Raw genomic sequence first — 23,290 nt, 5'->3', positions numbered from 1 at the left:
CATGGCTTCAAACGTGGTGTGGTGGCATCCCGAGTTGCAGTTCGCGGTGCTCGAACAGGAAAACGGCTTCGCGATCGCCAGCATTTACGATGGCACGATCGCGCTCGAAGACGTGCTGATCGGCGGCGTGCCGCGCGAAGGCGCGTGCCAGCTCACCAACCGGCGTACCGGCCTGCCGGTGTGGCTTTCGGTCGAGGGTGTCGGGCTGACCGAGGAAGAGGTCAGCGAACTGCTGGGACATCTACGCGACTAGCCACCTCGCGCACCGCATCGATGAAGGCGCGCAGCGCGGGCGCCATCTGGCGTTGTTGCGGATAACACAGGTACATGCCCGGAAAGGGCTGCGCCCAGTCCTCCAGCAAGGGCACTAGCTCGCCGCTACGGAAGCTCGGCAGCAAGGCGTATTCCACCGTGAAGCAGACACCCACGCCCTGCGCCGCCGCACGGATCGCCATGGCCTTGTCGCTGACCACCAGCGGACCGTCCGCGTTGACCTCGAACCAGGCGCCGTCCTCGAAGAACTCCCAGGGATACGGATGCGGCTGCCCCGGCCAGCGCCAGCGGATGCAACGGTGTCGCAGCAGGTCGCGCGGATGCATCGGCACGCCATGCCGCGCCAGGTAATCCGGCGAGGCGGCGGCGAGCTGCCGCATCGAGGGCCCCAACGGCACGGCAACCATGTCGCGTTCGATGACTTCGCCCAGGCGTAGCGCCGCGTCGTATCCCCCGCCGACGACATCCACCACCTCATCGTCCAGCGTGATGTCGAGCACCACGTCCGGGCACTCGCGGGCAAAGGTGCCGAGCATGGGTTCGATGTAGTTCTCGGCGGCGGAACGGAACGTATGGATACGCAGCCGTCCCGAGGGGCGACCGCCGTTGCGGCGCAAGCCGTCCATCGCCTCGCGCAGGCCCTGGATCGACGGCGCGACTTCCTGGAGCAGTCGTTCGCCGGCCGAAGTGAGCGACACGCTGCGTGTGGTGCGATGGAGCAGGCGCAGACCGACGCTGGTCTCCAGGCCGCGCAGGGTCTGGCTCAAAGCGGACGGGGTGACGCCCAGGGTTTCGGCCGCGCGGGAAAAGCTGAGGGCCTCGGCCACGGCGACAAAGGCCCGCAACTGGTTGTAGTCGGCGCTGGAAAGGGGCGAGTCCATGCCGCCAAGCAAAGCATTATTCAATTCCTCTTACAAGCCAGATTAGAAGTTTGGATATTCATTAGCCCGACTATCGGACTTATCGTTCTCCACCATCACCCACCCGGAGGACATCCATGCAAACCTGGTTCATTACCGGCATCTCCCGCGGCCTCGGCCTGGCTCTCGCCCGCGTCCTGCTGGAGCGTGGCGACCGCGTCATCGGCACCGTCCGCAGCGGCACCCCGGACCTGCCCACCGATACCGGCCGCCTGCACGTCGTTCATGCGGATTTCGCCACCCCCGGCGAGGCCGAGCGTGCCACCCGTGAAGCCTTCGACCATGCCGGCCGCATCGACGTGATCGTGAACAACGCCGGCTACGGCCTGCTCGGCGCCCTGGAGCAATCCACCGACGCCGAGATGGCCCGTCTGTTCGAAGTGGACGTGTTCACCCCGGTGCGCATCATCCGCACCGCGCTGCCGCGATTGCGGGCCCAGGGCAGCGGCCAGATCGTCAACATCACCTCCATCGCCGGGCGCGCGCCGGGTGCGGGTTCCGTGCTGTACGCCGCCGCGAAGTACGCCCTGGAAGGGCTGACGGCCGCGCTCTCGCGTGAACTCGAACCGGTGGGCATCACGATGATGGCGGTCGCGCCGGGCGCATTCCGCACCGACTTCCTCTCCGACCACTCCATCCGCCGCAGCGACAAGGAAGACGAGGCCTACGCGGAGAGCACCGGTCGCAGCGGTGCCGCCCTCGCCGCGATGGCCGGTCGCCAGGCCGGCGATCCGGTGCTTGGTGCGAAGGCGATCGTGCAGGCCGTCGATGCCGCCGAGCCGCCGCTGCATCTGCTGCTCGGTCCCGACGCCTTGCGCCGCGCCCGTGAAAAGTTGGACGCGATGATCGCGGAAATCGACGCCTGGGAAAGCGTCACCGCCAGCACGGACCACGCCTGACCCATCGGGAGCCACCTCGTTTTCGGCAAGAGACGACGGGGTGGCTCTCTCTTGGCAGGGACATGGCCTGACCATCGTTGTCATTTCAATCAAGACAGGACATCGAGTTCTCGTCGCGACGCAGCAGCACGTCGATTTCTGCCTAATGGACGTCGGACGGCAAATTTCGCCGCAAGGCAGCATTTCCTGTTCACAGCACGCGTCACAAATTGTCATGGACAATGTAGACAACGTTGTCATTCAGGGACTAAACCCCTCCCCGCTCTACAGCACAGGCAGCTCGTCACGGGGAGTGGCAGGCCATTCCCCGTACGGGTTCCATCATTCGATACGGGAGGTGTCAGATGTCCCTGAAGGTACTCGGCGGCTGTTCCGCCACGCTCGGTCTCGCCATCGCGGCGGCCCTGTCGCTCACGGTCCCCACGCAGGCGGCTCACGCCGCCACCGCGTGCGCGGCGGCCTGGAGCGCTTCGACGGTCTACAACGGCGGCAACGTCGCCAGCCAGAACGGCAACAACTACGTTGCCAACTGGTGGACCCAGGGCGACGACCCGTCCTCGCACAGCGGCGCCTCCGGCAGCGGCCAGCCATGGACCTCGCAGGGCGCCTGCTCTGGCGGCGGCAGCGACCCGGGCAACCCGCCGGACAACCCGCCGCCCAACAACCCGCCGCCGGGCGCGGGCACGTTGCTGTTCAGTCCGTACAAGGACACGTCCATCAACATGGACTGGAACACCAACATCATCTCCACCTCGGTCACCGGCACGCGGATTCCGGTGGTGGGCGCGGGTAGCCTCGTCTCGACCCAGGTGCCCAACCTCGGTGCCATCACGCTGGCCTTCGCCACCGGCGAATGCGGCAGCGAGAACTGGGGCGGCGTGCCCGGCGCGGCCTTCGCCACCGCCAACATCAAGCGGATCAACGATGCGGGGATCAACTACGTCATCTCCACCGGTGGCGCGAACGGCAGCTTCACCTGCGGCAGCGCGACCAACATGGCGGCCTTCATCTCGCGCTACAACGGCGCGCACCTGGTCGGCGTCGACTTCGACATCGAGGCCGGACAGTCACAGGCGCAGTTGCAGGCGCTGGTGAACAATGCGGTGTACGCCGCCGGCATCTACCCGAACCTGCGCTTCTCGTTCACCCTCGCCACGCTGGCCGCGTCCGATGGCAGCTACGGCGGCGTGAACAGCACGGGCGACACGGTGGTGAAGCTGGTGAAGGCCTTGGGCCTGCAGAACTACACCATCAACCTGATGACCATGGACTACGGCGGCGGCAGCCCGAGCATCTGCGTGATGAAGAACGGCGCATGCGACATGGGCCAGTCCGCGATCCAGGCGGTGCTGAACCTGCAGCATACCTACGGCATCCCGCTGAACAAGATCGAGATCACTCCGATGATCGGCGTGAACGATGTCTCCGCCAATGTGTTCCAGGTGGCGGATATCGACAAGGTGACCACGTACGCCGCGGCCAACAAGCTCGCCGGCCTGCACTTCTGGTCGCTCGACCGTGACGCACCGTGCTCGCAGGGCACCGCGTCGCCGACCTGCAACTCGCTGCCGTCCACGTCGGTGCTCCAGTACACCAAGCGCTTCCTGAGCAACCTCGGCAAGTAAGCCACACCCCGGGAGCCGACCCTCGACGGCTCCCGGGTCTCCAAGTCGCCATTTTCCTGTAGGAGCGAGCTTGCTCGCGATCCGTGTGTCGCATCCGTGCCGGCTGTCGCCGGATCGCGAGCAAGCTCGCTCCTACAGTAAAGCGGTGGCGGCCATGCCTTCGCCATAACCGCACGGTATCCTTGTCGCTCCCCACGACAAGGCCGCACGATGTTCGTCTTCGCGGTGGTGCTGCTCGGCGCCCTGCTGCACGCTACCTGGAATCTCATCGTCAAGCGCGGTGGCGACGCGATGCTCAGCGCAGTGCTGGTCGGTGCATCGGGCGCGGTCATCGCGGCGGTGGCGTTGCCCTTCCTTCCCCCGCCCGCGTCACCGAGCTGGCCCTTCATCGCCCTGTCGTCGGTGTTGCAGACCGCGTACTTCTTCCTGCTGGCCCGCAGCTACCAGCTCGCCGACATGAGCCAGGTCTATCCGGTGATGCGCGGTACGGCGCCTTTGCTGGTGACCATGGCGAACCTCGCCCTGCCCCATGGCGACCCGCTCACCCTCGGCGCCTTCGCCGGCATCGCACTAATTTGCTCGGGCGTGCTGGGCGTCGCCTTCGGCCAGACACAGGATGCGCGCGGCCTGCGCTTCGCCTTCCTCAATGCCTTCGTCATCGCGGGCTACACCATCGTGGATGGCATGGGCGTACGGCGCGCGGATTCCCCGCTGGGCTACACCCTTTGGCCGTTCCTGATTTCCGGCGTGGCGTTGGCGCTGTGGGCGCTCGCCACGCGCGGCAAGGCGCTGCTCGTCTACGCGCGCACCCACCTCGCCCTCGCGACGGTCGGCGGCCTGGGATCCATCACATCGTACGGACTCGCGCTCTGGGCGATGACGCGCGCGCCGATTCCCGTGATCGCGGCGCTGCGCGAAACCTCCATCGTGTTCGGCACCTTCCTCGCCTGGGCCGTGCTGCGCGAACGCGTCGGTCGGCGCCGAATGGTCGCCGTGAGCCTCATCGTGGCCGGTGCCGCGATGCTCAAGCTGGCCTGACACCCATCACCCGACCGGTTACCCTGCCGCCGTTACCGCACCTACAGGAAGACCCCGTGAGCTTCGCCATCCAGATCGCCGACGTCCTCTCCGCCGCCGAACAGCTGAAAGGGGCCGCCGTGCGCACCCCCTTGCTCGAATTCGACACCTTGAACGAACGCGTCGGCCGGCGCGTGATGGTGAAATTCGAAGGCGCGCAGCATACGGGCTCGTTCAAGTTTCGTGGGGCGTACAATCGTCTGTCACGCCTGGACGACACGCAACGCCAGGCGGGCGTGGTCGCCTGGTCCAGCGGCAACCATGCGCAGGGCGTGGCTGCGGCGGCGAAGCGGCTCGGCATCCGAGCCACCATCGTCATGCCCGCCGACGCCCCGGCCAACAAGCTGGCGAACACGCGTCGCCTCGGTGCCGAGGTGGTCACGTACGACCGCTTCAACGAATCGCGCGAGGCGATCGCCGCGGGCATCGCTGAGGAACGCGGCGCCGTGCGCGTACCGCCGTTCGACGACCCGTACATCATGGCGGGCCAGGGCACCGTGGGCCTGGAGATCATCGAGCAGTCCGCCGACTTAGGCGTGGATCTCGCGGCCGTGCTGGTGTGTTGTGGTGGCGGCGGCCTGACCGCTGGCGTGGCGACGGCCGTGAAGGGATTGCGTCCGCATATCGACGTCTACTGTGTCGAACCGCAAACCTTCGACGACACCGCGCGTTCGCTGGTCGCCGGCACGCGGCAGAAGGTGTCGCCGGAGGCCAGGAGCATCTGCGATGCGCTGATGTCGCCCTCGCCCGGTGAACTGACCTTTCCCATCAACCAGGCCCTGCTGAGCGGCGGACTGACGGTTTCCGAGGACGAGGTGAAGGACGCCATGCGCTTCGCCTTCCAGTCCATGAAGCTGGTGATCGAACCGGGCGGCGCGGTGGCGCTTGCGGCGTTGCTCAACGACAGGCTGCCAGTTGGAGACAGCCATGTAGCGATCGTCGTCTCCGGCGCCAATGCGGACGCCGAGCTGTACGCGGCGATCCTGCGCGGCGAAGTCTGATCCCGTCGCCACGGCACCTGTACCTTCTGTAGGAGCGAGCTTGCTCGCGATCCGGCGACAGCCGGCCCGGATGCAACGCATGGCATCAACCGCCATGGCCATCCTGAGGGATCGCGAGCAAGCTCGCTCCTACAACAGAACGACAACGGCAGTCCGTCAGCCGGGTCGGCGGATCGCCGTGTTGTCGGCGGACAGCACGCTGCCGTCGCTGGCCAGCGGCTTCATGACCGGCACCGGCTTGCCCGTGCGCGTGTCCAGCAGGCGGGTATAAGGCTCGCCACGATCGAACAAGTTCTTTTCGCCCCATTGGCGGATCGCCGTCACTACCGGAAACAGCTGCGCCCCCGTCGACGATAGCGTGTATTCCTGGTACGGGCTGCCATCGGACGCGGGCGCAAGAACCAGCACCTCCGCCTCCACCAGCCGCCGCAGGCGATCCGACAGGATGTTCTTGGCGACACCGAGGCTGCGCTGGAAATCACCGAAACGCCGCACGCCATCCAGCGCATCGCGAAGGATCAGCAACGACCAGCGGTCGCCGATGACATCGATGGCGCGCGCGACCGGACAGGTCACGCTGCTGCTGTGGACTCGTTCACTCATGCCAATGGACCTCGCTTGCAAGGTTGCATTTTAAAACCCGGTCGCCTAGCCTTCCACTAGTTTCGATTTGCAACCTCAAAGGCCCGCCATGACCTCCGGATCCCCGGTGCCGCCCTCCCACGGCGTCGCGCTGCTGTTCGCCCTCGCCTGCGGCCTGTGCGTCGCCAACATCTACTACGCGCAGCCCCTGCTCGACGCCATCGGCAAGGAATTCGGCATCCCCGACGCCCGGCTCGGCCAGGTCATGACCGCCGCGCAGGTCGGCTGCGGCATCGCCCTGCTATTCCTCGTCCCCCTCGGCGACCGCGTCGAGCGGCGCCGGCTCATGCTGATCCAGTCGCTGGGCCTCACCGCCTCGCTCGCGGCCGTGGCCTTCGCACCGAGCTGGCCGCTGCTCTTGGCCGGCATGGTGGGCATCGGCACGCTGGGCACCGCGATGACGCAGGGCCTGATCGCCTATGCGGCGAGCATCGCCCCGGCCGAGCGGCGCGGGCAGTTCGTGGGCGTAGCGCAAAGCGGCGTCCTGATGGGCCTGCTGCTCGCGCGCGTCGTCTCCGGCGCGGTCGGCGACATCGCCGGGTGGCGCGGCATGTTCGCCTGCTCCGCCGTGGCTTCCATCCTGCTGGTGCTTCTGCTTCGGCTCGCCCTGCCGCGCACGACGGTGGCACCGGTACGACTGAGCTACCTCGCCCTGCTCCGCTCCATGCCCACCCTGCTGCGCGAGGAGCGCGTGCTCCAGGTGCGCGGCGTGCTGGCCTTGCTGATGTTCGCCACCTTCAACATTTTCTGGAATGCCATGGTGCTGCCGCTCAGCGCACCGCCGCGTTCGCTGTCGCACGCGGCCATCGGTGCCTTCGGCCTGGTCGGAGCGCTTGGCGCCCTGGCAGCGGCACGCGCAGGGCGGTGGGCAGACAGTGGCCACGGCGCGCGCACCAGCGCAGGTGGTTTGCTCCTGCTGGCGCTGTCCTGGTTGCCGCTCGCCTTCATGGATCAATCCCTGGCCGCGCTGATGCTCGGCATCGTGCTGCTGGACATGGGCGGCCAGGCACTGCACGTGACCAACCAAAGCATGGTCTTCAGCGCACGGTCGGAAGCGCACAGCCGCATGGTGGGGCTCTACATGCTGTTCTACGCGGTGGGCAGCGGCACGGGGGCCGCCGCCGGTACGGCCACTTATGCCCGTTGGGGCTGGGCGGGCGTCTGCTGGCTGGGTGCGACCACCAGCCTCGTCGCGCTGGTTTTCTGGTGGGCAACCCGAGGTGTCGCGCGACGGCGTTGAGGACACCCCGTCACACGACGGACACACTCCGCGCCCATCCTGCCGCGACGAACCTGGAGTCCCCGCGTGACCGATACGCCCCAGGGCTGGGCGCACCTTCTCGTCGACAAGGGTCCCAAGCTCGCCAGTTATTTCCTGCGCCGCGTCGCCCATCGTTGGGACGCGCAAGACCTCGTCCAGGAGGTCTACCTGCGACTGCTGCGCAACTCCGGCTCACGCGACGAGACCGTGCGCAACCCCGAGGCCTACCTGTTCACCGTGGCCGCGAACCTGGTGAAGGAGCATGCGCAGATGCGCCAGCGCGCCCCGCTGGGCGGCGAAGGCATCGACGACGTGATCGACCGGCTCGCCACGCCCTGCGAAGCCGGTGCGGACGTGGATCGCGACCTGCGCCGCCGTCGCCTCGCCACCGTGATCGCGCGCCTGACGCCCAAATGCCGCGCCGTGCTGGTGATGCACTATCGCGACGACATGCCCTATCGCGAGATCGCGGACGCGCTCGGCATCTCCACCCACATGGTCAAGAAATACATCGTCAAGGGACTGGCCGCGTGCCGGCAAGGGATGCAGAGCTATGAATGATTCGCGCCGGATCGCCGAAGAGGCCGCCCTGTGGTACCTCGACATGCGCGACGCGCCGGACGCCGGTGCGCAAGAGCGTTTCATGTCGTGGCTGCGCCATTCGCCACGGCACGTGTCGGAATACCTCGCCATCGCCCAGTTGCATGGCGACTTGCGCGCCGCCGCCGCGCTCGACGACATGCCGATGGCGGACCTCGTCGCCCGTGCCGGTAGCGAACCGCGCGTGGTGCCCCTGTTCGGCGAGCGAGTGGAAGCCCAGGCCACCCGACGCCCACGTCACCGGGCCTTGCGCTACGTCGCGGCCGCCGCCGTGCTGCTGCTCGTGGCGGGCGCCGTTGCCTTCCGACCCGCCACGCCTTCCGCGGCACCTATCCGCTACACGGCCGACGCCAGCGGCGTACGCATGCTGCAACTGCCCGACGATACACGCGTCCAGCTGTCGCCCGGCGGCATCGTGGACGTGGCGTTCGACGCCACGTCGCGGCGCATCGCGCTGGTCGCCGGGCGGGCCTCGTTCGATATCGGCCACGATCCCGCGCGTCCGCTATCCGTGGAGGTCGGCAGGCAGCGCATCGAGGACATCGGCACCGTGTTCGACGTGGATCGCGACGGCGACGGCGCGCGTGTCGCCGTCGTCAGCGGCAAGGTCTCCGTGTGGCATGCCTCGGCGTCTTGGCTCGATACCACGGCGCAACGCCTGACCGGCCACGTGGCCCGTGGCGAGCGCGTGGCGGACATCGACGGCGGTGAAACTGTGCGCGTCGACGGGGGCGGCAAGGTGCTGGAACGGAGCACGCTCGATACCGCCGTCGCTACCGCATGGCTGCCGGCGGATATCCGCTTCCATGACATGCCCGTGGCCGAGGTGGCTCGCCGATTCAATGCATACACCACGCGCCCGCTGCGCATCGACGAACCCGCACTGGCGAAACGCCGGATCAGCGGCGTGTTCCATGCGCACGATCCCGAAGCCTTCGTAAGTTACCTCACCAGTCTTCCTGGCGTGGCCGTCGAGCGCGATGCGGAGCGCATCCGCGTCGTCGCCGCTCCGCCTCGCCGCAGGCTGTAAGAAAAAATTCATCGAATCGGCGGTACCCATCCTTCCGCGCCGGGACTCATGGATGGGGTCGGACGACAACGCGCGTCCTCCCCCTCCCATCGAAGGAAGTTCCTGCATGCGTCACTCGCTCGCCCTGTGCATCGCCCTGGCCCTCGCCAGCGCGGCACCCGCCATCGCCAACGCGGCGACACCGCCGACGGCCATCGCCGCCATGCCGCTCGCGCAGGCGCTGGACCAGTTCAGCCACGACACCGGCTGGCAGGTCGTCTACGACGCGGCGATTCCGGAGGGCGTGCTCAGCCACGCCGTGCCCGCCGGCCTGGCGCCGGCGCAACGACTTGCGGCGCTGTTGCGCGATACGCACCTGGACTATCGCCTCGTCACACCCACCACCGCAAAGATCGTCCCGGGAAACGTACGGGCCGGCACCACGCCGGCCGACGCCAGCCTGCCGGCGATCGACACCCGTGATTCGGCGAAGAACCTCGCGCCGGTGAGCGTGAGCGCCAACGCCGTGGATACGCTCGCCCCCAGCGCACCGCCGCTCGACGCCGCCCAGCCTACTTCGGTGATCGACGAGCGCTTCATCCGTGACGGCCTGCGCTTCAACGCCAACTTCGACGACATCATCAAGTACGCGCCGAGCATCACCGTCACCTCGCCCGAAGGCCCGGGCCTGGGCAAGAACGAAGGCATCAGCCTGCGCGGCTTCCAGGACGGCCAGTTCAACATCACCTTCGACGGCATCCCCTTCGGCGACGCCAGCGACCTGCACCACACCACCTCGGCGTACTTCAACAACCACGTGCTCGGCCAGGCGCAGATCGATCGCGGCCCGGGCGGCGGCAGCACCATCGGCAACGCGACCTTCGGCGGCACCATCGGCCTGCGCTCGCGCGATCCGTCCGACGAACCGGGCATCACGCCCTACCTCACCATCGGCAGCTGGAACACGCGGGCCGGCGGCGTCGCCGCCGACGAGACCATCGGCAACACCAAGGTATTCGCGGATATCTCCAAGGAATCCAGCGACACCTACCTCAAGGGCACCGACGACAAGCGCCAGCACGTCTTCATCAAGACCATCAGCCAACTCGGCGACGCGACCACACTGACCTTCGTCACCAGCTACAACCGCGAACACCAGAACACGGTGCAGGGCGCCACGCTGGACGAGATCGCCCGTTACGGCTGGCGCTTCGGTCTCGGCGACGATCCCACGGTGCAGAACTACAAGGGCGCGAACAACGCCGCCTACTATTCGAGCTTCACCTACCTGGGACTGGATTCGCGTATCGGCGAATGGGACATCGAGGACTAAGGTGTACCTCAACACCTTCGACCACTGGGCGCGCAAGGCGGCGGACGCCACCGACATCAACCCGGCGGACAACGGCGTGACGTTCTACAATGCCAAGGGCAAGAAGGTCGCGACGGCCCCCAACGATCTCCCCGGCAAACAGTCCGATTCGGGTTTCCATGCGTTCGGCGACGTGCTTCGCCTCGGCCGCGATCTCGGACCGGGTCGCCTGCTTGCAGGCGCATGGCTGGAACGCAATATCGACGCGCGCTACCAGTTCCCGCTGGACCTCACCACCGGCGCGAAGACCGGCACCAAGTACGGCCCCATCCAGAACTACGAGCTGGACGACCGTACCGATACGTTCCAGCCCTACGTGCAGTACGACTGGAAGGTCACCGACAGCATCACCGTGAGCCCCGGCCTGCGTTACTCCGAAGTGACGCGTCGCATCGAGGCGCCGCTGAACAAGGTATCGCCGCCGGTGCCGCTTACCGCCGAGGCGACCTATAGCACCACCCTGCCCTCCATCAGCGTGCATGACCGTATCAGCGATTCATGGACGGCCTATGCGCAGGCGGCCAAGGGTTTCCTCGCCCCGCCGATCGACGTGATCCAGGTCAATGGTTCGCGAGGCATCGATCCAGAGTTGACGAAGAACTACCAGCTCGGCACGGCCTACGCCTCGCGCCAGCTCACCTTCGGCGCCGATGTCTATTACATCGACTTCTCCAACCTGATCGCACAGACCCAGGTCGCCACGGGCAACGGCAACGAAACGGCTTACGTCAACGGTGGTGGCGCGATCTACAAGGGTGCGGAAGCGGAAGCCACTTTCGCCCTTACCCACGACCTCAGCCTTTACGGCAACGCCAGCTACAACAAGGCCACGTACAAGGGCAGCAACGTACAGGTAGCCGGCACGCCGAAGGTCACGGCGGCGCTCGGCCTGCTGTACAGCGCCAGCAGCGGCTATTTCGGGTCGCTGATGGGCAAGTTCCTTGGTGAGCAGTACGGCGTGGACAACGTCGCCGGCAAGACTGGACAGCCTGTTTTCCAAAACGGCAATCGCATCGGTGGCTATTTCAGCGTCGATGCGGCCGCGGGCTATCGCACCGATCACGGTCCGGCGGGCACCAAGGGCTACTCGATCAGCGTCGACGTGAACAATCTCTTCAACGTGCACAAGATCACCGGTTATGCCGGCACACAGTCGGTGGGTGGCGCACCGCTGTATTTCGGCCTGCCTGGCCGAGGCGTGTTTCTCGACCTGTCGGTGAAGCTGTGAGGGCCGCGCTGCTGCTTCTCGCCCTGGGTGTCGCCACGGCTGCCCATGCTGGCGATGTCGTGCGTGCCGAGGTTGTGCTCATTCGCCATGGTGTGCGTTCGCCGACGAAGCCTGCCGAGACCTATGCGGCTTATGCGCGTGGCACGTGGCCGGCGTGGTCGGTGGCACCCGGCATGCTCACCGCGCACGGAAAGGATGGCATGCGAGCCATCGGTGCGCGCTGGCGGACGGAGCTTGTTGCCGATGGCGCGCTGGCATCCGCATGCCCCGATGCGGATCGCGTCGTGGTGATCGGCGACAGCACGCCGCGTAACCGGGAAAGCAGCGAGGCGTTCTCGGAAGGGCTCGCGCCCGGGTGCCACCTTGGCTATCTCGCCACTGCCGGCGATGAGAACAATGCGCTGTTCCACTACCGCAAGGATGATGACGACGATGCGCCGTCGACCTCCGCGCAAGCCCATGCCGCGCTGACGGCGCTGCAATCGCTGCTGCTGGACTGCGGTGCGTTGGATTGCGCATCCGTGGCGAAAAAGGACGGCAAGAAGCTCCTTCCGGAGGCGCCCGCCGAGGCGATGAAGCTCGCTGGCACGCTTAGCGAGAACCTGATGCTGGCCTATGCGGAAGGCCTGCCGATGTCGGCCGTAGCGTTCGGGCGCGGTGATCGGTCCACCCTGGAGCGGCTGATCCTGCTGCACAACGCGCAGTTCGCGGCCGGCAAGAAGGCCATGCCGGCGGCCGCCAGGGCGGGCTCCAACCTCGCTGCGCATATCCTCGGAACGTTGCAGGCGGCCGCAGGCGACAAGCCCAGCGTCGCCCCGCTGCTGGCGACGGGACGTGGCGTCGTCGTCCTCGTGGGGCATGACACCAATCTGGCGAACATCGCCGGCGTGTTCGGTCTCGACTGGCATGATGCCGCTCGTCCTGACGACTATTCGCCGGGTGGTGCGCTGTCGTTCACGCTTGTCGAGCGCGACGGTCATCCGTTCGTTCTCGTGCGTCAGTTGATGCCGTCGATGGATGATTTGCGTGCCAATCGGTACGAGGGCATGAAGCGCGGTCCTGTCCACGTGGCCGGATGTCCGACCATGGGCGAATGTCCGCTGGATACCCTTGTCACGGAAGCCCGCAAGCGACTGGATGCCAACCGTATCGACAATGCGCTGCCGTCAATGGCGAAGCAGGCGTCCATGCCGTAAATGCGATGCGGCGCTATCGCCGTACTGGCAACCCGAGGCGCTGGGTTCCTGTTTTCACAGGAACGACGTGAGGTAATGCGTCGTTCCTGCGCACGCAGGAACCCAGTGCGGGGCATTCGGTTATCGCCTCGCGGCCTCCTACGTAAAGCCGATGCAGCGCCCTCGCAGTGCTGGCAAACCGGGGCGCTAGGTTCCTGTTTTCACAGGAACGACGTGAGGTGATGCGTCGTTCCAGCGAACGCTGGAACCCAGCGCGTGGCGGTCGGTTATCGCGTCGCGGCCTCCTACGCAAAGGCCGATGTAACGCCCTCGCCATGCTGGCAAACCGGGGCGCTGGGTTCCTGTTTTCACAGGAACGACGTGAGGTGATACGTCGTTCCTGCGCACGCAGGAACCCAGCGCGGGGCAATCGGTTATCGCCTCGCGGCCTCCTACGTAAAGCCGATGCAGCGCCCTCGCAGTGCTGGCAAACCGGGGCGCTGGGTTCCTGTTTTCACAGGAACGACGAGGGTGAGGCAATCGGTTGTCGCGAGGTATCCCCGCCATGCTGACGGGTCACTGCCAGCGACTGACCACCAGCACGGCGCAGAGGCCGCCGAAGGCGAATGAATTGCTCATCGCGACGCGCAATCGTTTTTCCCGCGCGACGTTCGGCACGTAGTCGAGATCGCATTCGGGATCAGGGGCATCGAGATTGAGCGTAGGCGGCACGATGCCTTCGCGCAGGGCGCCCAGGGTCACCACCAGTTCCAGCGCACCCGCCGCACCCAAGGCATGACCATGCACCGGCTTGGTCGACGAGACCAGCACGTGCCTGGCGTGATCGCCCAGCACGTCGTGGATCGAGCGTGTCTCCACCGGGTCGTTGGCCTTGGTCCCGGTGCCATGGGCATTGATGTAATCCACGCGGTCGTACGGCACCTTCGCATCCGCCAGGGCCCGATGCATGGCGAGACGACTGCCGCCCGGATCGGGATGGACGATATCCGCCGCATCGGCGCTCATCCCCGCACCCACCAGCTCCGCGAGCACATGCGCACCGCGAGCGCGGGCATGGTCCAGCGATTCCAGCACGAACATGCCTGCCCCTTCCCCAAGCACCAACCCCGTGCGATCGGCGCTGAACGGACGGCAGGCACCCACTGCCAGCACGCGCATCGCCTCCCAGGCCTTGAGTGCGCTGAAGCTGAAGCAGGCCTCCGTACCACCGCAGATCGCCACATCGGCCATGCCACAACGAATCAGCGACATCGCCTGAGCGATCGCATGGTTGCTGGACGCACAGGCACTCGCCACGGCGAACGCCGGCCCTCGCGTGCCGTGCGCCATGCTGATCTGGCTCGCCGGGGCGTTGATCATCAGGCGGACAATGGTCAGCGGATGGATGCGACCGGAGTTCCCGGCATACAGCTGCCATGCCTGCTCGTCGTGCGTGGTGTCGCCACCCGCGCCAGTACCCACGATCACCGCGGTGCGATCCGCAAGATCGCCCTTATGCAAGTCGATACCCGACTGCTTCAACGCTTCGTCCGCCGCCACGCAGGCAAACTGCGACACCCGGTCCAGCATCGACAGGCGCCGTGCGTCGAAATGGGCGGCGGGATCCCAGTCCGGCGGCACCTGCGCCGCCAGCGGCGCGCGGATTTTCTCCGCCTCCGCATGATGCAACGGCCTCATGCCATCCCGGCCATCGCGAGCCGCCGTCCACAAAGCCTGTGCACCCACACCCAGGGCACTGATCGCCCCCATTCCCGTGATGACCACGCGGCGCATCGACATACCTCAGGAATGCTTGCCGTGCGAGGCGTCGTGGTGTGGCGGCTGTTGCTCCCGACTGCGCTCGATTGCCTTCTTCGCCGCGTTGACGAGATCTCCAACTGTCTGGCCCGCGATGTCGCTGTCAGCCAGCTCTACCTGGCTTTCCGATCTGCGCGACAATTCTTCTTCGACATCAAAAATGACGTCCATTACGTCTAATGACGATATGCCAAGCTCGTCGAACGTGGTCGAAGCGTTGATCAGCTTGGGATCTCCCTTAGTCTTTTCTGTAACCTTGTGGGCGATCACATCCAGGATATCGTCGTCGTTCATCAGCCTCTCCTCGTCGGATAACTCGATTCGGCCTCTACCCAGGCATCTACGCCGGTCGGCTTACGGGCGCCTTTCCGGCAGCACGGTATTACCAACCGGTAACAATCCGCGTCAATCGTCCAAAGGTTTGGCGGGATTTTTCACCCCTGGTCTCGACGGCGCCGCGACTGGCGTTTAGGGTGGTGGCCGTTTACGGGCAATCGCCCGTCCCCCGATGTAAGGAAGCCCGTCCCCATGCATGGATCGATTCAGTTCATCCACGACAAGCGCGTCTTCGTCTGCGGCGACACCGGTCCGACGCTTTCCAGCGAAGCGGACGGCAGCGAACTGCTGGCCCTGGCCTTGGGCGAACAAGCCGATTTGCTGGTGCTACCTGCCGCCCGCCTCGGCAAGGATTTTCTCAGCCTTCGCACGGGTGTCGCCGGGGCGGTGGTCCAAAAGTTCGTGAACTACCGCGTACACCTGGCTGTCGTGGGCGACCTCGCCGAGGCGCTGGCCCGCAGCGAGCCCCTGCGCGACTTCGTGCGCGAGGCAAACAAGGGCAAGGTGTTCTGGGTCGTCGCATCCCTGGACGACGTGGCTCGCAAGCTGGCCTGAAAGGTACCCGGGCCGGCTGCCGCCGGCCCGGCGAGTGGCTCACGGCCAGCTCATTTCCCCCTTGGCGACCTTTGCGCTCAGTTCCAGCGAGCCCACGCCACCGAGATTGGGGTAGCGCTTTTTCATGGCCTCGACCAGGGCCGACGCATCCTTCACCTTTGCCGTCTCTTCATCGAAGGCGCGGATGTAGTCGCCCGTGAAGGTCACCGTGCCGAGATCGAGTCAGGTGCCGGGGGCGTAGTGGCCCGGCACGACCTTGACGGGCTTCAGGGCCCGGATGCGGTCCAGCGTGGCGAGCCAGTCGCGGTGCGATGCCGGCGTCTGGGTATCGGCCATCCAGACGTGTTCGCCGCCCACCACCGGAATGCCGCCCACGACCGCACGAAGCGACGGGATCCAGACGAAGGTGCGATCAGGCGTGGGGCCATCGAGCCCGACGATACGCAACGCCTGGCCATCCACCGAGAGGGTGTCGCCGCTTAACGGCTCCGGCAGCACGATCGCCTTCGGCGCGTCGGCACCGAGTTTCGGCCCCCACACCTTCAGCTTTTCGTCGCTGGTGGCGCGGATATGCGCGATGGTCTGCGGCGTGGCGACGATATGCGCCTGCGGGAAGGCGCGGTGCAGCGTATCCAGGCCGAAGTAGTAATCGGGGTCGCCATGGCTGATATAGATGGTCGTCAGGGTCTTGCCCGACGCCTCGATCCGTTTCGCCAGGGTGCGGGCGTTGGCGGCCGAGAACTGCGCATCGATGAGCACGGCCTGCGTCTTGCCTTCCACGAGTACCGAAGACACCGCGAAGATCGCCTTCTCGCCGGGGTTGTACGTATCGAGCGTCAACGCCCCATCGTTCGGGGTTGCGGAGGCCGCAACGGAGGTGATCGCGATGGCGCTTGCGAGCGCGAGCCGGCGGAACATCGTCTGTCGTTTTGCGAGCACGAGATCGTCCTGATGCGAATGAAGGGAAGAAAGCCATGGTAGGCACTTCCCCGGGACGATAAAGCCAGATTCCGGGAACGGAATGTATGGCGAATCGATACAATCGCCGTCTCGCCTTGCCGATCCGTCCTATGAACGCCCCCTTGCATGACCTGATCGCCCTGCCCATCGGCCCGGACATCCTTCGCGGTGCGATCGACATCGAAACCACCACACGCGGCCTGCTCCCTCACCGCCTGCCCGCCTGGGCGCGCGCGCAGTATCCCGACCCGCAGCTGGCCATGGCCGAATCCCAGCCGTCTGGCGTTCGTCTCGTGCTGCGCACCACGGCGACCCTGCTCGAACTCGATACGCTGCCCACCCGACATGTCTACGCTGGCGTGCCACCCCGTCCGCTGGGCATGTATGACCTGCTCGTCGATGGCGAACGGGTGGCACAGACCACCGCGATTGGCGGCGATGTCGTCACCATCGACATGCGTGCCGGCACGGTCACCAAGCAGGAAGGCCCCGTCGCCACGCTACGTTTCGAGGGGTTGCCGCCACGCGACAAGCGTGTCGAGATCTGGCTTCCGTACCATGAGATCACCGAAGTGGTAGCGCTGCGCGGTAACGCACCCGCGCACCCGGTGGCGGACGATGGGCGCAGGGTTTGGCTGCACCATGGCAGTTCGATCAGCCATGGCTCGAACGGGGCCAGCCCGACCACGATCTGGACGGCGCTCGCAGCCGCGGCGGGCGGTGTTGATCTGCTCAACCTCGGTTTCAGCGGCAGCGCGCTACTCGATCCCTTCGTCGCGCGCACGATGCGCGACACGCCGGCGGATGTCCTTAGCGTGAAGATCGGCATCAACTTGGTCAACGCCGACCTGATGCGGATGCGCGCCTTCGTGCCGGCCGTGCATGGTTTTCTCGACACCCTGCGGGACGGTCACCCCGAGACGCCACTGCTGATCGTCTCGCCGATCTACTGCCCCATCCACGAAACCACGCCAGGCCCCGGCGCGTTCGACGTGGAGGCGCTGGCCGAAGGCAAGGTCATGTTCCTGGCCACGGGCAACCCTGCCGACAGCGCGGCGGGCAAGCTCACACTGGAAACGATCCGCCGTGAACTGGCGCGCATTGTCGAGCAGCGCGCGAAGCACGATCCCCACCTCCATTATCTCGACGGGCGGGAACTATACGGCCCCGCGGATCACGAAACGCTTCCGCTACCCGACCGCCTGCATCCCGATGCCGAAACGCATCGACTCATGGCCGAACGTTTCGCGGCAAAGGTATTCGCCGAATCCGGTCCGTTCACACCGTTGTAGGAGCGCGCTTGCGCGCGATGGAACTTGCCGCCAGCCCCATCGCGCGCAAGCGCGCTCCTATAGAAGTGTGACGAAGCCGGATTCGCATCCGCATGCTGAAACGTAACGACTCGTGAGCAAACGTGTTCGCCGAGTCCGATACATCCGCGCCGTTGTAGGAGCGCGCTTGCGCGCGATGGAACTTGCCGCCAGCCCCATCGCGCGCAAGCGCGCTCCTACAGAAGTGTGACGAAGCCGGATTCGCATCCGCATGCTGAAACGTAACGACTCGTGAGCAAACGTGTTCGCCGAGTCCGATACATCCGCACCGTTGTAGGAGCGCGCTTGCGCGCGATGGGACTTGCCGCGCGCTCCTACAGGGGCTTGGCGCAGCGGTCGCGAACGAAGAGGCCGTGACCTACGCCGACCCTTGGATCAGCGCGATACCAGAGGGTCTCGGCCAGGTCGGGAAGGAAAATCGTGTCCGGTGCAGGTTGCCCTGACTTGGGTATCGTTTCGAAGAAAACGTTCTTCTTCGACCACGCGAAGAAATGCATGCTGCCCAAACTGCCGCGGCCTCTCGACCCATCGCCATCGGGAGCCGTCCACCCCGGCGCCGTGACATCCTCCACCGAAATCATGTTGACGTAGCGTGCCGCCCCCCCGTCGAACAGGAACCAGTAGGAGCGGCCGCTGCCACGGATCTTCAGCTGGAGGGCGAGATCCGAGATCCAGTCCGACTGCTTGCCGACCTTGCGAAACGACACCTCGATATCCGGGTTGGCGGAGTATCGGTAATGCGCCTGCTCGAACGAGCAAGCCCATGATCCGGCGGCGGCGGTCAGGCCCACCACCAGGGCTGCCGCCCTGTAGATAACGTATCCGAATGACATCTTCCCTGCCCGAATGAAACATGCCCCGGCACACGATGTGCCGCGTGCTGCAGCCTATCGGACCGAAAGGGCAATTCCATGGCAGGCAAAGGGCGTGGCGACGCACGCCACGCCCACCACATCACGGCCCCAGGTAGTTGTTGAGCCAGATGCCTTTGAGGTACTTCAACGCCTCCATGTACACCTTGTCGTCGTTGTTGTGCTGGATGCAGATCGGGAAGATCCATACGGAATTGGATCCCTTGGGCATGGACTTGGCGGTCTTTCCACCGATCACATGACCTCCCACCAGCGAGCTGCCGCAGTTGAAGCCGTTCGAGTGATAGGAGGTGCAGATGACGGGATACTGCCCGTACTGGTTGGCCCATAGCTGGATCCAGCTCAAGCCGGCGATCTTCGGATCCGACGTGCTGCCGATCACGTTGGCGAAGGCTTCCTTGTAGTTCAAGGTGACCTCGCCGCCAAACGTCGATTCGATGGTGTAAAGCTGTTCGTTGCTGCCCAGCAGGGTATTCGCCTCGTGCACCCGGTCGAAGACGCCGTTGCGGTACACCAACATCAACTGCTCATGCACATCCGGGGAGAGCTTCGGCACTGGGCGCCGCACCTGCACGGCGATATCGGGCGTGGCTTGCAGGGCCTGGATGAGCTTCTCGTTGGTCCCCTTTACCAGCCCGTCGAAGATGTCTTCCACGCCGGGCGTCAACGGCGTCGTGTAGTTCCACATCGGATTGGCTTTCAGGTCTTGGTACCGGAAGCCGCCGCCGGACGCCCGCTGCCGGCAGATCTCCTGCGTGCCCTCGGGCCAGGTGGCGAGCGTCATGGTGTCGGGCGAATCGAAATCGCTTCCACAGACGGTGACGATCCGATCTGCCGACGACCAGGTATAGGTAAAGCTGAATTGCCCCAACAGGCGCGCGCCGCCTGCTTTGTGGACTGAGCCGAGGTCGATGATGGCCGAGGTCGCCACGTGGGTCCCCTCCTCCAGGTGGAACGATATCGCGTGCTCGTTGCTGGCAAGCGAGACAAAGCCATTGTCGTAACCGAATGGCACACCGATGTTGACGGTGACATCCATGGTGCATCCCCCTATCGTGATGGGGCGCGAGACCTCCGCGCAGGACGCCCGGCGACGCAAGGTCGCCAGGCGTAGGCAGGCTTCCCTATCGGTCAGGGGCTGTAGTTGTAATTACAGACCGTGTACCCGTAGTCATACGACTGCTTCTGCACGCTCGCGCAGTTGACCTTGACGAACCAGGTGCTTACCGACGAGGTGGAGTAGACGTACTGGAAGCTCGTCACCGGCACGTTGAGCACGGGCATCACCGAGATGAGGCCCATGATGGTGCCAAAATCCTTGGTGACCGTGCTCTTCTGGGTCTGCGCCTGGATGTCGCCCATGGTCGTGGTGAGGTAGTTCAACATCGGCGCCACATCGCCACCCAGGCCGCCCAGAATGGCGGCGAAGAACTGACCATTGATGTCGACGGCGGTGCCTTCACCCGACTGGTGTTGCTGGGCCACCTGGGTGAGACCCATGCCGGGGATGGAGTTCATCGCCTTGGTCATGGCGGGCTGTTCCAGGAGATACAGCCCGTCGACCACGGACTGTCCCGAGGTGTTCTTTACGGCTTCCTTGATCGTGGAAGACATCTTCAGTGCCGTTTCGAAGGCACTGGTGACCTTCGCCACGAGGTCCGGTGACCAGCTGTTGTCGAGGTAGGCGAAGAGGTAGTCCGAGCCGGGTGCGTGCAGCCATTTGCCAGTATCGGCGAGGATGACGGCATACGCACCGATATGCGAGTCGACGATGGCCTGGAGATCACGAACCTGTTTGCGCAGCGCAGCGTATTCGGCGTTCATACATCGGTACTCCGTGGTAATCGCTATGGGAATGCGGGTAGCCCGCGCAGGGCGGCCCAGGGGGCGTCCCCGATGCACGCGCACCGGTGGACGCCCCGATCGGGCTCCGGAATGTGTTGAACAGTGTTGCCCCCTGTGGAACTTGCCCCCTTGCGAATCATGCGACGTCGTCGTTTGTCGACTTGAGCGTGCATGACAGCGGGGCGGACGCTACGCCGGCGCGGCTACGGAATCCGCGCTATTTCGGCAGCGCGTGGCGCGCGCGTGAAAACTGCCGATTTACCCTCTATGCCCGTGGAAATACGGCTATTAGCGACAGAATGACGGTCGAAATTCGCACACTGACATGACAACATCTATCGACAATTCGGCCACTTCAAAACACGATGCCGCCTGACAAGCACGCCTACAGATCACGCATCGCGTGCGATCGCGCGCGATGTTTCCGCGACAGCGCGCACTTGCCGAATCGACAGCGAGACGTTCCTTCGAAAGTCATCGCAAGGAATTGCAGATGCGTCATACGCGACGCACCCGACTAGTGTCCGCCGCTGAGCGAGCCACCTTCCGTGCGATGCGCGCTCAGGCGTTCGATCAACGTGTCGCTGGCATCGTTGAGACCGATCACATCCACCTCGACACCTCGCACCCTGAGCTTCAACACCACGCGATCCAGCGCCGCCACCGCGCTGATGTCCCAGAAATGGGCCCGGGACAGGTCGATGCGTACGCGCTTCGGGGAATGCAGCAGGTCGAAACTGGCCGCGAACTGGCCTGATGAGGCAAAGAAGACCTGTCCGACGACAACGTAGACTCGCGAACCGTCGTCCGCGTCCACCTCGGTCACGTCGAGAAGGCGGCCCACCTTTCGCGCAAAGAACAACGCCGAAAGCAACACGCCGGTCAACACGCCCTTGGCCAGATCGTGTGTCGCCACGGTGACGACGACCGTGCTCAGCATCACGAACGACGAGCTCTTCGGATAGCGGCCGAGATTGCGGAACGACTGCCAGTCGAAGGTGCCGATGCTGACCATGATCATGACCGCCACCAGTGCGGCCATCGGAATGCGTCCGACCCAGGCCGAGCCGTAGACGACCAGCACCATCAACATCACGCCCGCCACGAAGCAGGACAGCCGCCCCCGACCGCCGGACGACACGTTGATGACCGACTGCCCGATCATCGCGCAGCCCGCCATGCCGCCGAAGCAGCCCGCGACGATATTGGCGATGCCCTGCCCCACGCATTCACGATTGCGCTGCGTCGGGGTCTCGGTGACATCCTCGACGATCTGTGCGGTCATCATGGATTCGAGCAGGCCGACCACCGCGAGCGTGCAGGAGATCGGCAACAGCAGTTTCAACGTGTCCCAGGTGAACGGCACGTCGGGAAGGAGGAAGGATGGCAGCGTATCGGGCAACTGCCCCATGTCGCCCACGGTGTGGATCGGCAGATGGAAGCCCACGGAAACGATGGTCAGTACGACGATCGCCACCAACGGTGACGGAATCACGCGAGTCACCCGAGGGAACAGATAGATGATCGCGAGCCCCGCCCCGCACATGGCGTAGACCTGCCATGGCATGCCGATCAGTTCGGGCAACTGGGCCAGAAAGATGAGGATCGCCAGCGCATTGACGAAGCCGGTGATCACCGAGCGCGAGACGAAACGCATCAACGCCCCCAGTCTCAACGCGCCAGCGACGATCTGGATGGCGCCCGTCAGCAGCGTGGCGGCAAAGAGGTACTGCAGGCCATGCTCCTTCACCAGGGTGGTCATCAGCAGCGCCATGGCACCCGTGGCCGCGGAGATCATGCCTGGCCGGCCACCGGCGATGGAGGTGATGACGGCGATGCAGGACGCCGCGTACAGGCCCACCTTGGGATCGACACCCACAATGATGGAAAAGGCGATGGCCTCGGGGATCAAGGCCAGGGCGACGACGAGACCGGAAAGGATGTCGGCACGCACGTTGCCGAGCCACTGCTCGCGCAGCGGATAGGAAGAAGACATGAAACGCTCCACGAACCGCCTGTCGACGGTTCAGTCGTGATCGAAAATCGGGACGCAAACAGCTCCCCGCGAAGGCGCGGAAGAAGAAACAGCGTTCGGCGATATCAGGGTGGCGTGATCACGACAAGAGGGAGTCAGGAACGAAACAGGCGCAAATACTAGCGGTTTCGGCATGGCCACTCAATCGCCACGGTGCCGATCGTCACCGCAGATAGCTTCGCAGTACCGCGAACACCGGCTCCAGTTCCTTCGCGGCATGCGGGTCGCTTTCCGCCACATGTTCGCGAAGGTGATCTTCGAGCATCTGGCTCATCAAGCCTTGCACCGCCCCGCGGATGGAGGCCACCTGCTGGAGGACGGCATCGCAACCCTCGTCCGTATCCAGCGCTTTTTCCAGCGCGGCCACCTGCCCCCCAATACGACGGACACGGGCGATCAGCTTCTTCTTGTTGGCGATGGTATGGGACATGACAACCTCACGAGTTCACACATAGT

22 protein-coding genes and 1 pseudogene are annotated in these 23,290 nt (G+C 65.2%); 13 read left to right on the top strand and 10 right to left on the bottom strand.

What is annotated here, in order from left to right:
• Window position 1: 1 nt before the first annotated feature.
• Window positions 2-253 (top strand): hypothetical protein, encoded by a 252-nt coding sequence (locus GAK28_RS09745; RefSeq protein WP_291777835.1) that lies wholly within the window; start codon window positions 2-4, stop codon window positions 251-253.
• On the opposite strand, the gene GAK28_RS09740 is transcribed toward GAK28_RS09745, so the two are convergent.
• Complete coding sequence (locus GAK28_RS09740) at window positions 222-1,154, bottom strand: LysR family transcriptional regulator (protein ID WP_291777832.1); 933 nt, start codon at window positions 1,152-1,154, stop codon at window positions 222-224. The two genes, GAK28_RS09745 and GAK28_RS09740, sit on opposite strands and share 32 nt — an antisense overlap.
• A gap of 116 nt (window positions 1,155-1,270) precedes the next feature.
• On the opposite strand from GAK28_RS09740, the gene GAK28_RS09735 reads away from it, so the two are divergent.
• From GAK28_RS09735 to GAK28_RS09720, 4 genes are all read left to right on the top strand, one after another.
• Window positions 1,271-2,092, top strand: coding sequence for an SDR family NAD(P)-dependent oxidoreductase (locus tag GAK28_RS09735; RefSeq protein WP_291777829.1), 822 nt, complete (start codon window positions 1,271-1,273; stop codon window positions 2,090-2,092).
• Between the two features lie 344 nt (window positions 2,093-2,436).
• Entirely contained in the window at window positions 2,437-3,717 is a 1,281-nt protein-coding gene (locus GAK28_RS09730) for a carbohydrate-binding protein (protein WP_291777826.1), read from the top strand.
• 210 nt (window positions 3,718-3,927) lie between these two features.
• Window positions 3,928-4,755 carry an EamA family transporter gene (locus GAK28_RS09725; RefSeq protein WP_291777824.1) on the top strand — a complete coding sequence of 276 codons (828 nt, stop codon included), beginning with the start codon at window positions 3,928-3,930 and terminating at the stop codon, window positions 4,753-4,755.
• 56 nt (window positions 4,756-4,811) lie between these two features.
• Window positions 4,812-5,795: a threonine/serine dehydratase gene (locus GAK28_RS09720; protein ID WP_291777821.1), complete on the top strand. Its 984-nt coding sequence runs from the start codon at window positions 4,812-4,814 to the stop codon at window positions 5,793-5,795.
• Between the two features lie 156 nt (window positions 5,796-5,951).
• Here GAK28_RS09720 and GAK28_RS09715 read toward each other — a convergent pair whose 3' ends face one another.
• The gene (locus GAK28_RS09715; RefSeq protein ID WP_291777818.1) at window positions 5,952-6,398 is read right to left on the bottom strand and encodes a helix-turn-helix domain-containing protein; all 447 of its coding nucleotides are present in this window, start codon (window positions 6,396-6,398) and stop codon (window positions 5,952-5,954) included.
• An 88-nt stretch (window positions 6,399-6,486) separates the two neighbouring features.
• Here GAK28_RS09715 and GAK28_RS09710 point away from each other — a divergent pair, with 88 nt between their 5' ends.
• The 6 genes from GAK28_RS09710 (at window position 6,487) to GAK28_RS09685 (ending at window position 13,103) form a co-directional block, all read left to right on the top strand.
• On the top strand, window positions 6,487-7,677 hold the full coding sequence (locus GAK28_RS09710; RefSeq protein ID WP_291777815.1) for an MFS transporter: 1,191 nt from the start codon (window positions 6,487-6,489) through the stop codon (window positions 7,675-7,677).
• A gap of 66 nt (window positions 7,678-7,743) precedes the next feature.
• Window positions 7,744-8,259: a sigma-70 family RNA polymerase sigma factor gene (locus GAK28_RS09705; RefSeq protein ID WP_291777812.1), complete on the top strand. Its 516-nt coding sequence runs from the start codon at window positions 7,744-7,746 to the stop codon at window positions 8,257-8,259.
• Complete coding sequence (locus GAK28_RS09700) at window positions 8,252-9,328, top strand: FecR domain-containing protein (RefSeq protein ID WP_291777810.1); 1,077 nt, start codon at window positions 8,252-8,254, stop codon at window positions 9,326-9,328. Before GAK28_RS09705 ends, GAK28_RS09700 begins: the two co-directional genes overlap by 8 nt.
• Window positions 9,329-9,434: 106 nt before the next feature.
• The gene (locus tag GAK28_RS09695; RefSeq protein WP_291777807.1) at window positions 9,435-10,640 is read left to right on the top strand and encodes a TonB-dependent receptor plug domain-containing protein; all 1,206 of its coding nucleotides are present in this window, start codon (window positions 9,435-9,437) and stop codon (window positions 10,638-10,640) included.
• 1 nt (window position 10,641) lies between these two features.
• Entirely contained in the window at window positions 10,642-11,907 is a 1,266-nt protein-coding gene (locus GAK28_RS09690) for a TonB-dependent receptor (protein WP_291777804.1), read from the top strand.
• Window positions 11,904-13,103, top strand: a complete 1,200-nt coding sequence (locus tag GAK28_RS09685) for a histidine-type phosphatase (RefSeq protein WP_291777802.1) — start codon at window positions 11,904-11,906, stop codon at window positions 13,101-13,103. The genes GAK28_RS09690 and GAK28_RS09685 overlap by 4 nt, the downstream gene beginning before the upstream one ends.
• Before the next feature lie 555 nt (window positions 13,104-13,658).
• Here the strand turns inward: GAK28_RS09685 and GAK28_RS09680 are convergent.
• Both GAK28_RS09680 and GAK28_RS09675 read right to left on the bottom strand, forming a co-directional pair.
• Complete coding sequence (locus tag GAK28_RS09680) at window positions 13,659-14,882, bottom strand: beta-ketoacyl-[acyl-carrier-protein] synthase family protein (RefSeq protein ID WP_291777800.1); 1,224 nt, start codon at window positions 14,880-14,882, stop codon at window positions 13,659-13,661.
• A 3-nt stretch (window positions 14,883-14,885) separates the two neighbouring features.
• On the bottom strand, window positions 14,886-15,194 hold the full coding sequence (locus GAK28_RS09675) for an acyl carrier protein (protein WP_291777798.1): 309 nt from the start codon (window positions 15,192-15,194) through the stop codon (window positions 14,886-14,888).
• Window positions 15,195-15,428: 234 nt separating this feature from the next.
• On the opposite strand from GAK28_RS09675, the gene GAK28_RS09670 reads away from it, so the two are divergent.
• Window positions 15,429-15,791 carry a DUF4180 domain-containing protein gene (locus tag GAK28_RS09670; RefSeq protein WP_291777796.1) on the top strand — a complete coding sequence of 121 codons (363 nt, stop codon included), beginning with the start codon at window positions 15,429-15,431 and terminating at the stop codon, window positions 15,789-15,791.
• 39 nt (window positions 15,792-15,830) lie between these two features.
• Here the strand turns inward: GAK28_RS09670 and GAK28_RS09665 are convergent.
• A pseudogene (locus GAK28_RS09665) lies at window positions 15,831-16,709 on the bottom strand (MBL fold metallo-hydrolase).
• A gap of 107 nt (window positions 16,710-16,816) precedes the next feature.
• Between GAK28_RS09665 and GAK28_RS09660 the strand changes: the two are divergent.
• On the top strand, window positions 16,817-18,043 hold the full coding sequence (locus GAK28_RS09660) for a GDSL-type esterase/lipase family protein (protein ID WP_291777793.1): 1,227 nt from the start codon (window positions 16,817-16,819) through the stop codon (window positions 18,041-18,043).
• Between the two features lie 353 nt (window positions 18,044-18,396).
• Here GAK28_RS09660 and GAK28_RS09655 read toward each other — a convergent pair whose 3' ends face one another.
• From GAK28_RS09655 to GAK28_RS09635, 5 genes are all read right to left on the bottom strand, one after another.
• Entirely contained in the window at window positions 18,397-18,915 is a 519-nt protein-coding gene (locus GAK28_RS09655; RefSeq protein ID WP_291777792.1) for a hypothetical protein, read from the bottom strand.
• Between the two features lie 121 nt (window positions 18,916-19,036).
• Window positions 19,037-19,993: a hypothetical protein gene (locus tag GAK28_RS09650; protein ID WP_291777789.1), complete on the bottom strand. Its 957-nt coding sequence runs from the start codon at window positions 19,991-19,993 to the stop codon at window positions 19,037-19,039.
• Window positions 19,994-20,085: 92 nt separating this feature from the next.
• On the bottom strand, window positions 20,086-20,778 hold the full coding sequence (locus GAK28_RS09645; RefSeq protein ID WP_291777786.1) for a hypothetical protein: 693 nt from the start codon (window positions 20,776-20,778) through the stop codon (window positions 20,086-20,088).
• A gap of 538 nt (window positions 20,779-21,316) precedes the next feature.
• On the bottom strand, window positions 21,317-22,795 hold the full coding sequence (locus GAK28_RS09640; RefSeq protein ID WP_291777784.1) for a SulP family inorganic anion transporter: 1,479 nt from the start codon (window positions 22,793-22,795) through the stop codon (window positions 21,317-21,319).
• Between the two features lie 202 nt (window positions 22,796-22,997).
• Window positions 22,998-23,264, bottom strand: coding sequence for a metal/formaldehyde-sensitive transcriptional repressor (locus tag GAK28_RS09635; protein WP_291777781.1), 267 nt, complete (start codon window positions 23,262-23,264; stop codon window positions 22,998-23,000).
• Between the last annotated feature and the right edge of the window lie 26 nt (window positions 23,265-23,290).

It is taken from the genome of Luteibacter sp., from assembly GCF_009912395.1.
Lineage (GTDB): Bacteria > Pseudomonadota > Gammaproteobacteria > Xanthomonadales > Rhodanobacteraceae > Luteibacter.
The sequence above is the reverse complement of the archived record's forward strand: the minus strand, read 5'-3'. Positions and strand labels throughout refer to the sequence as shown.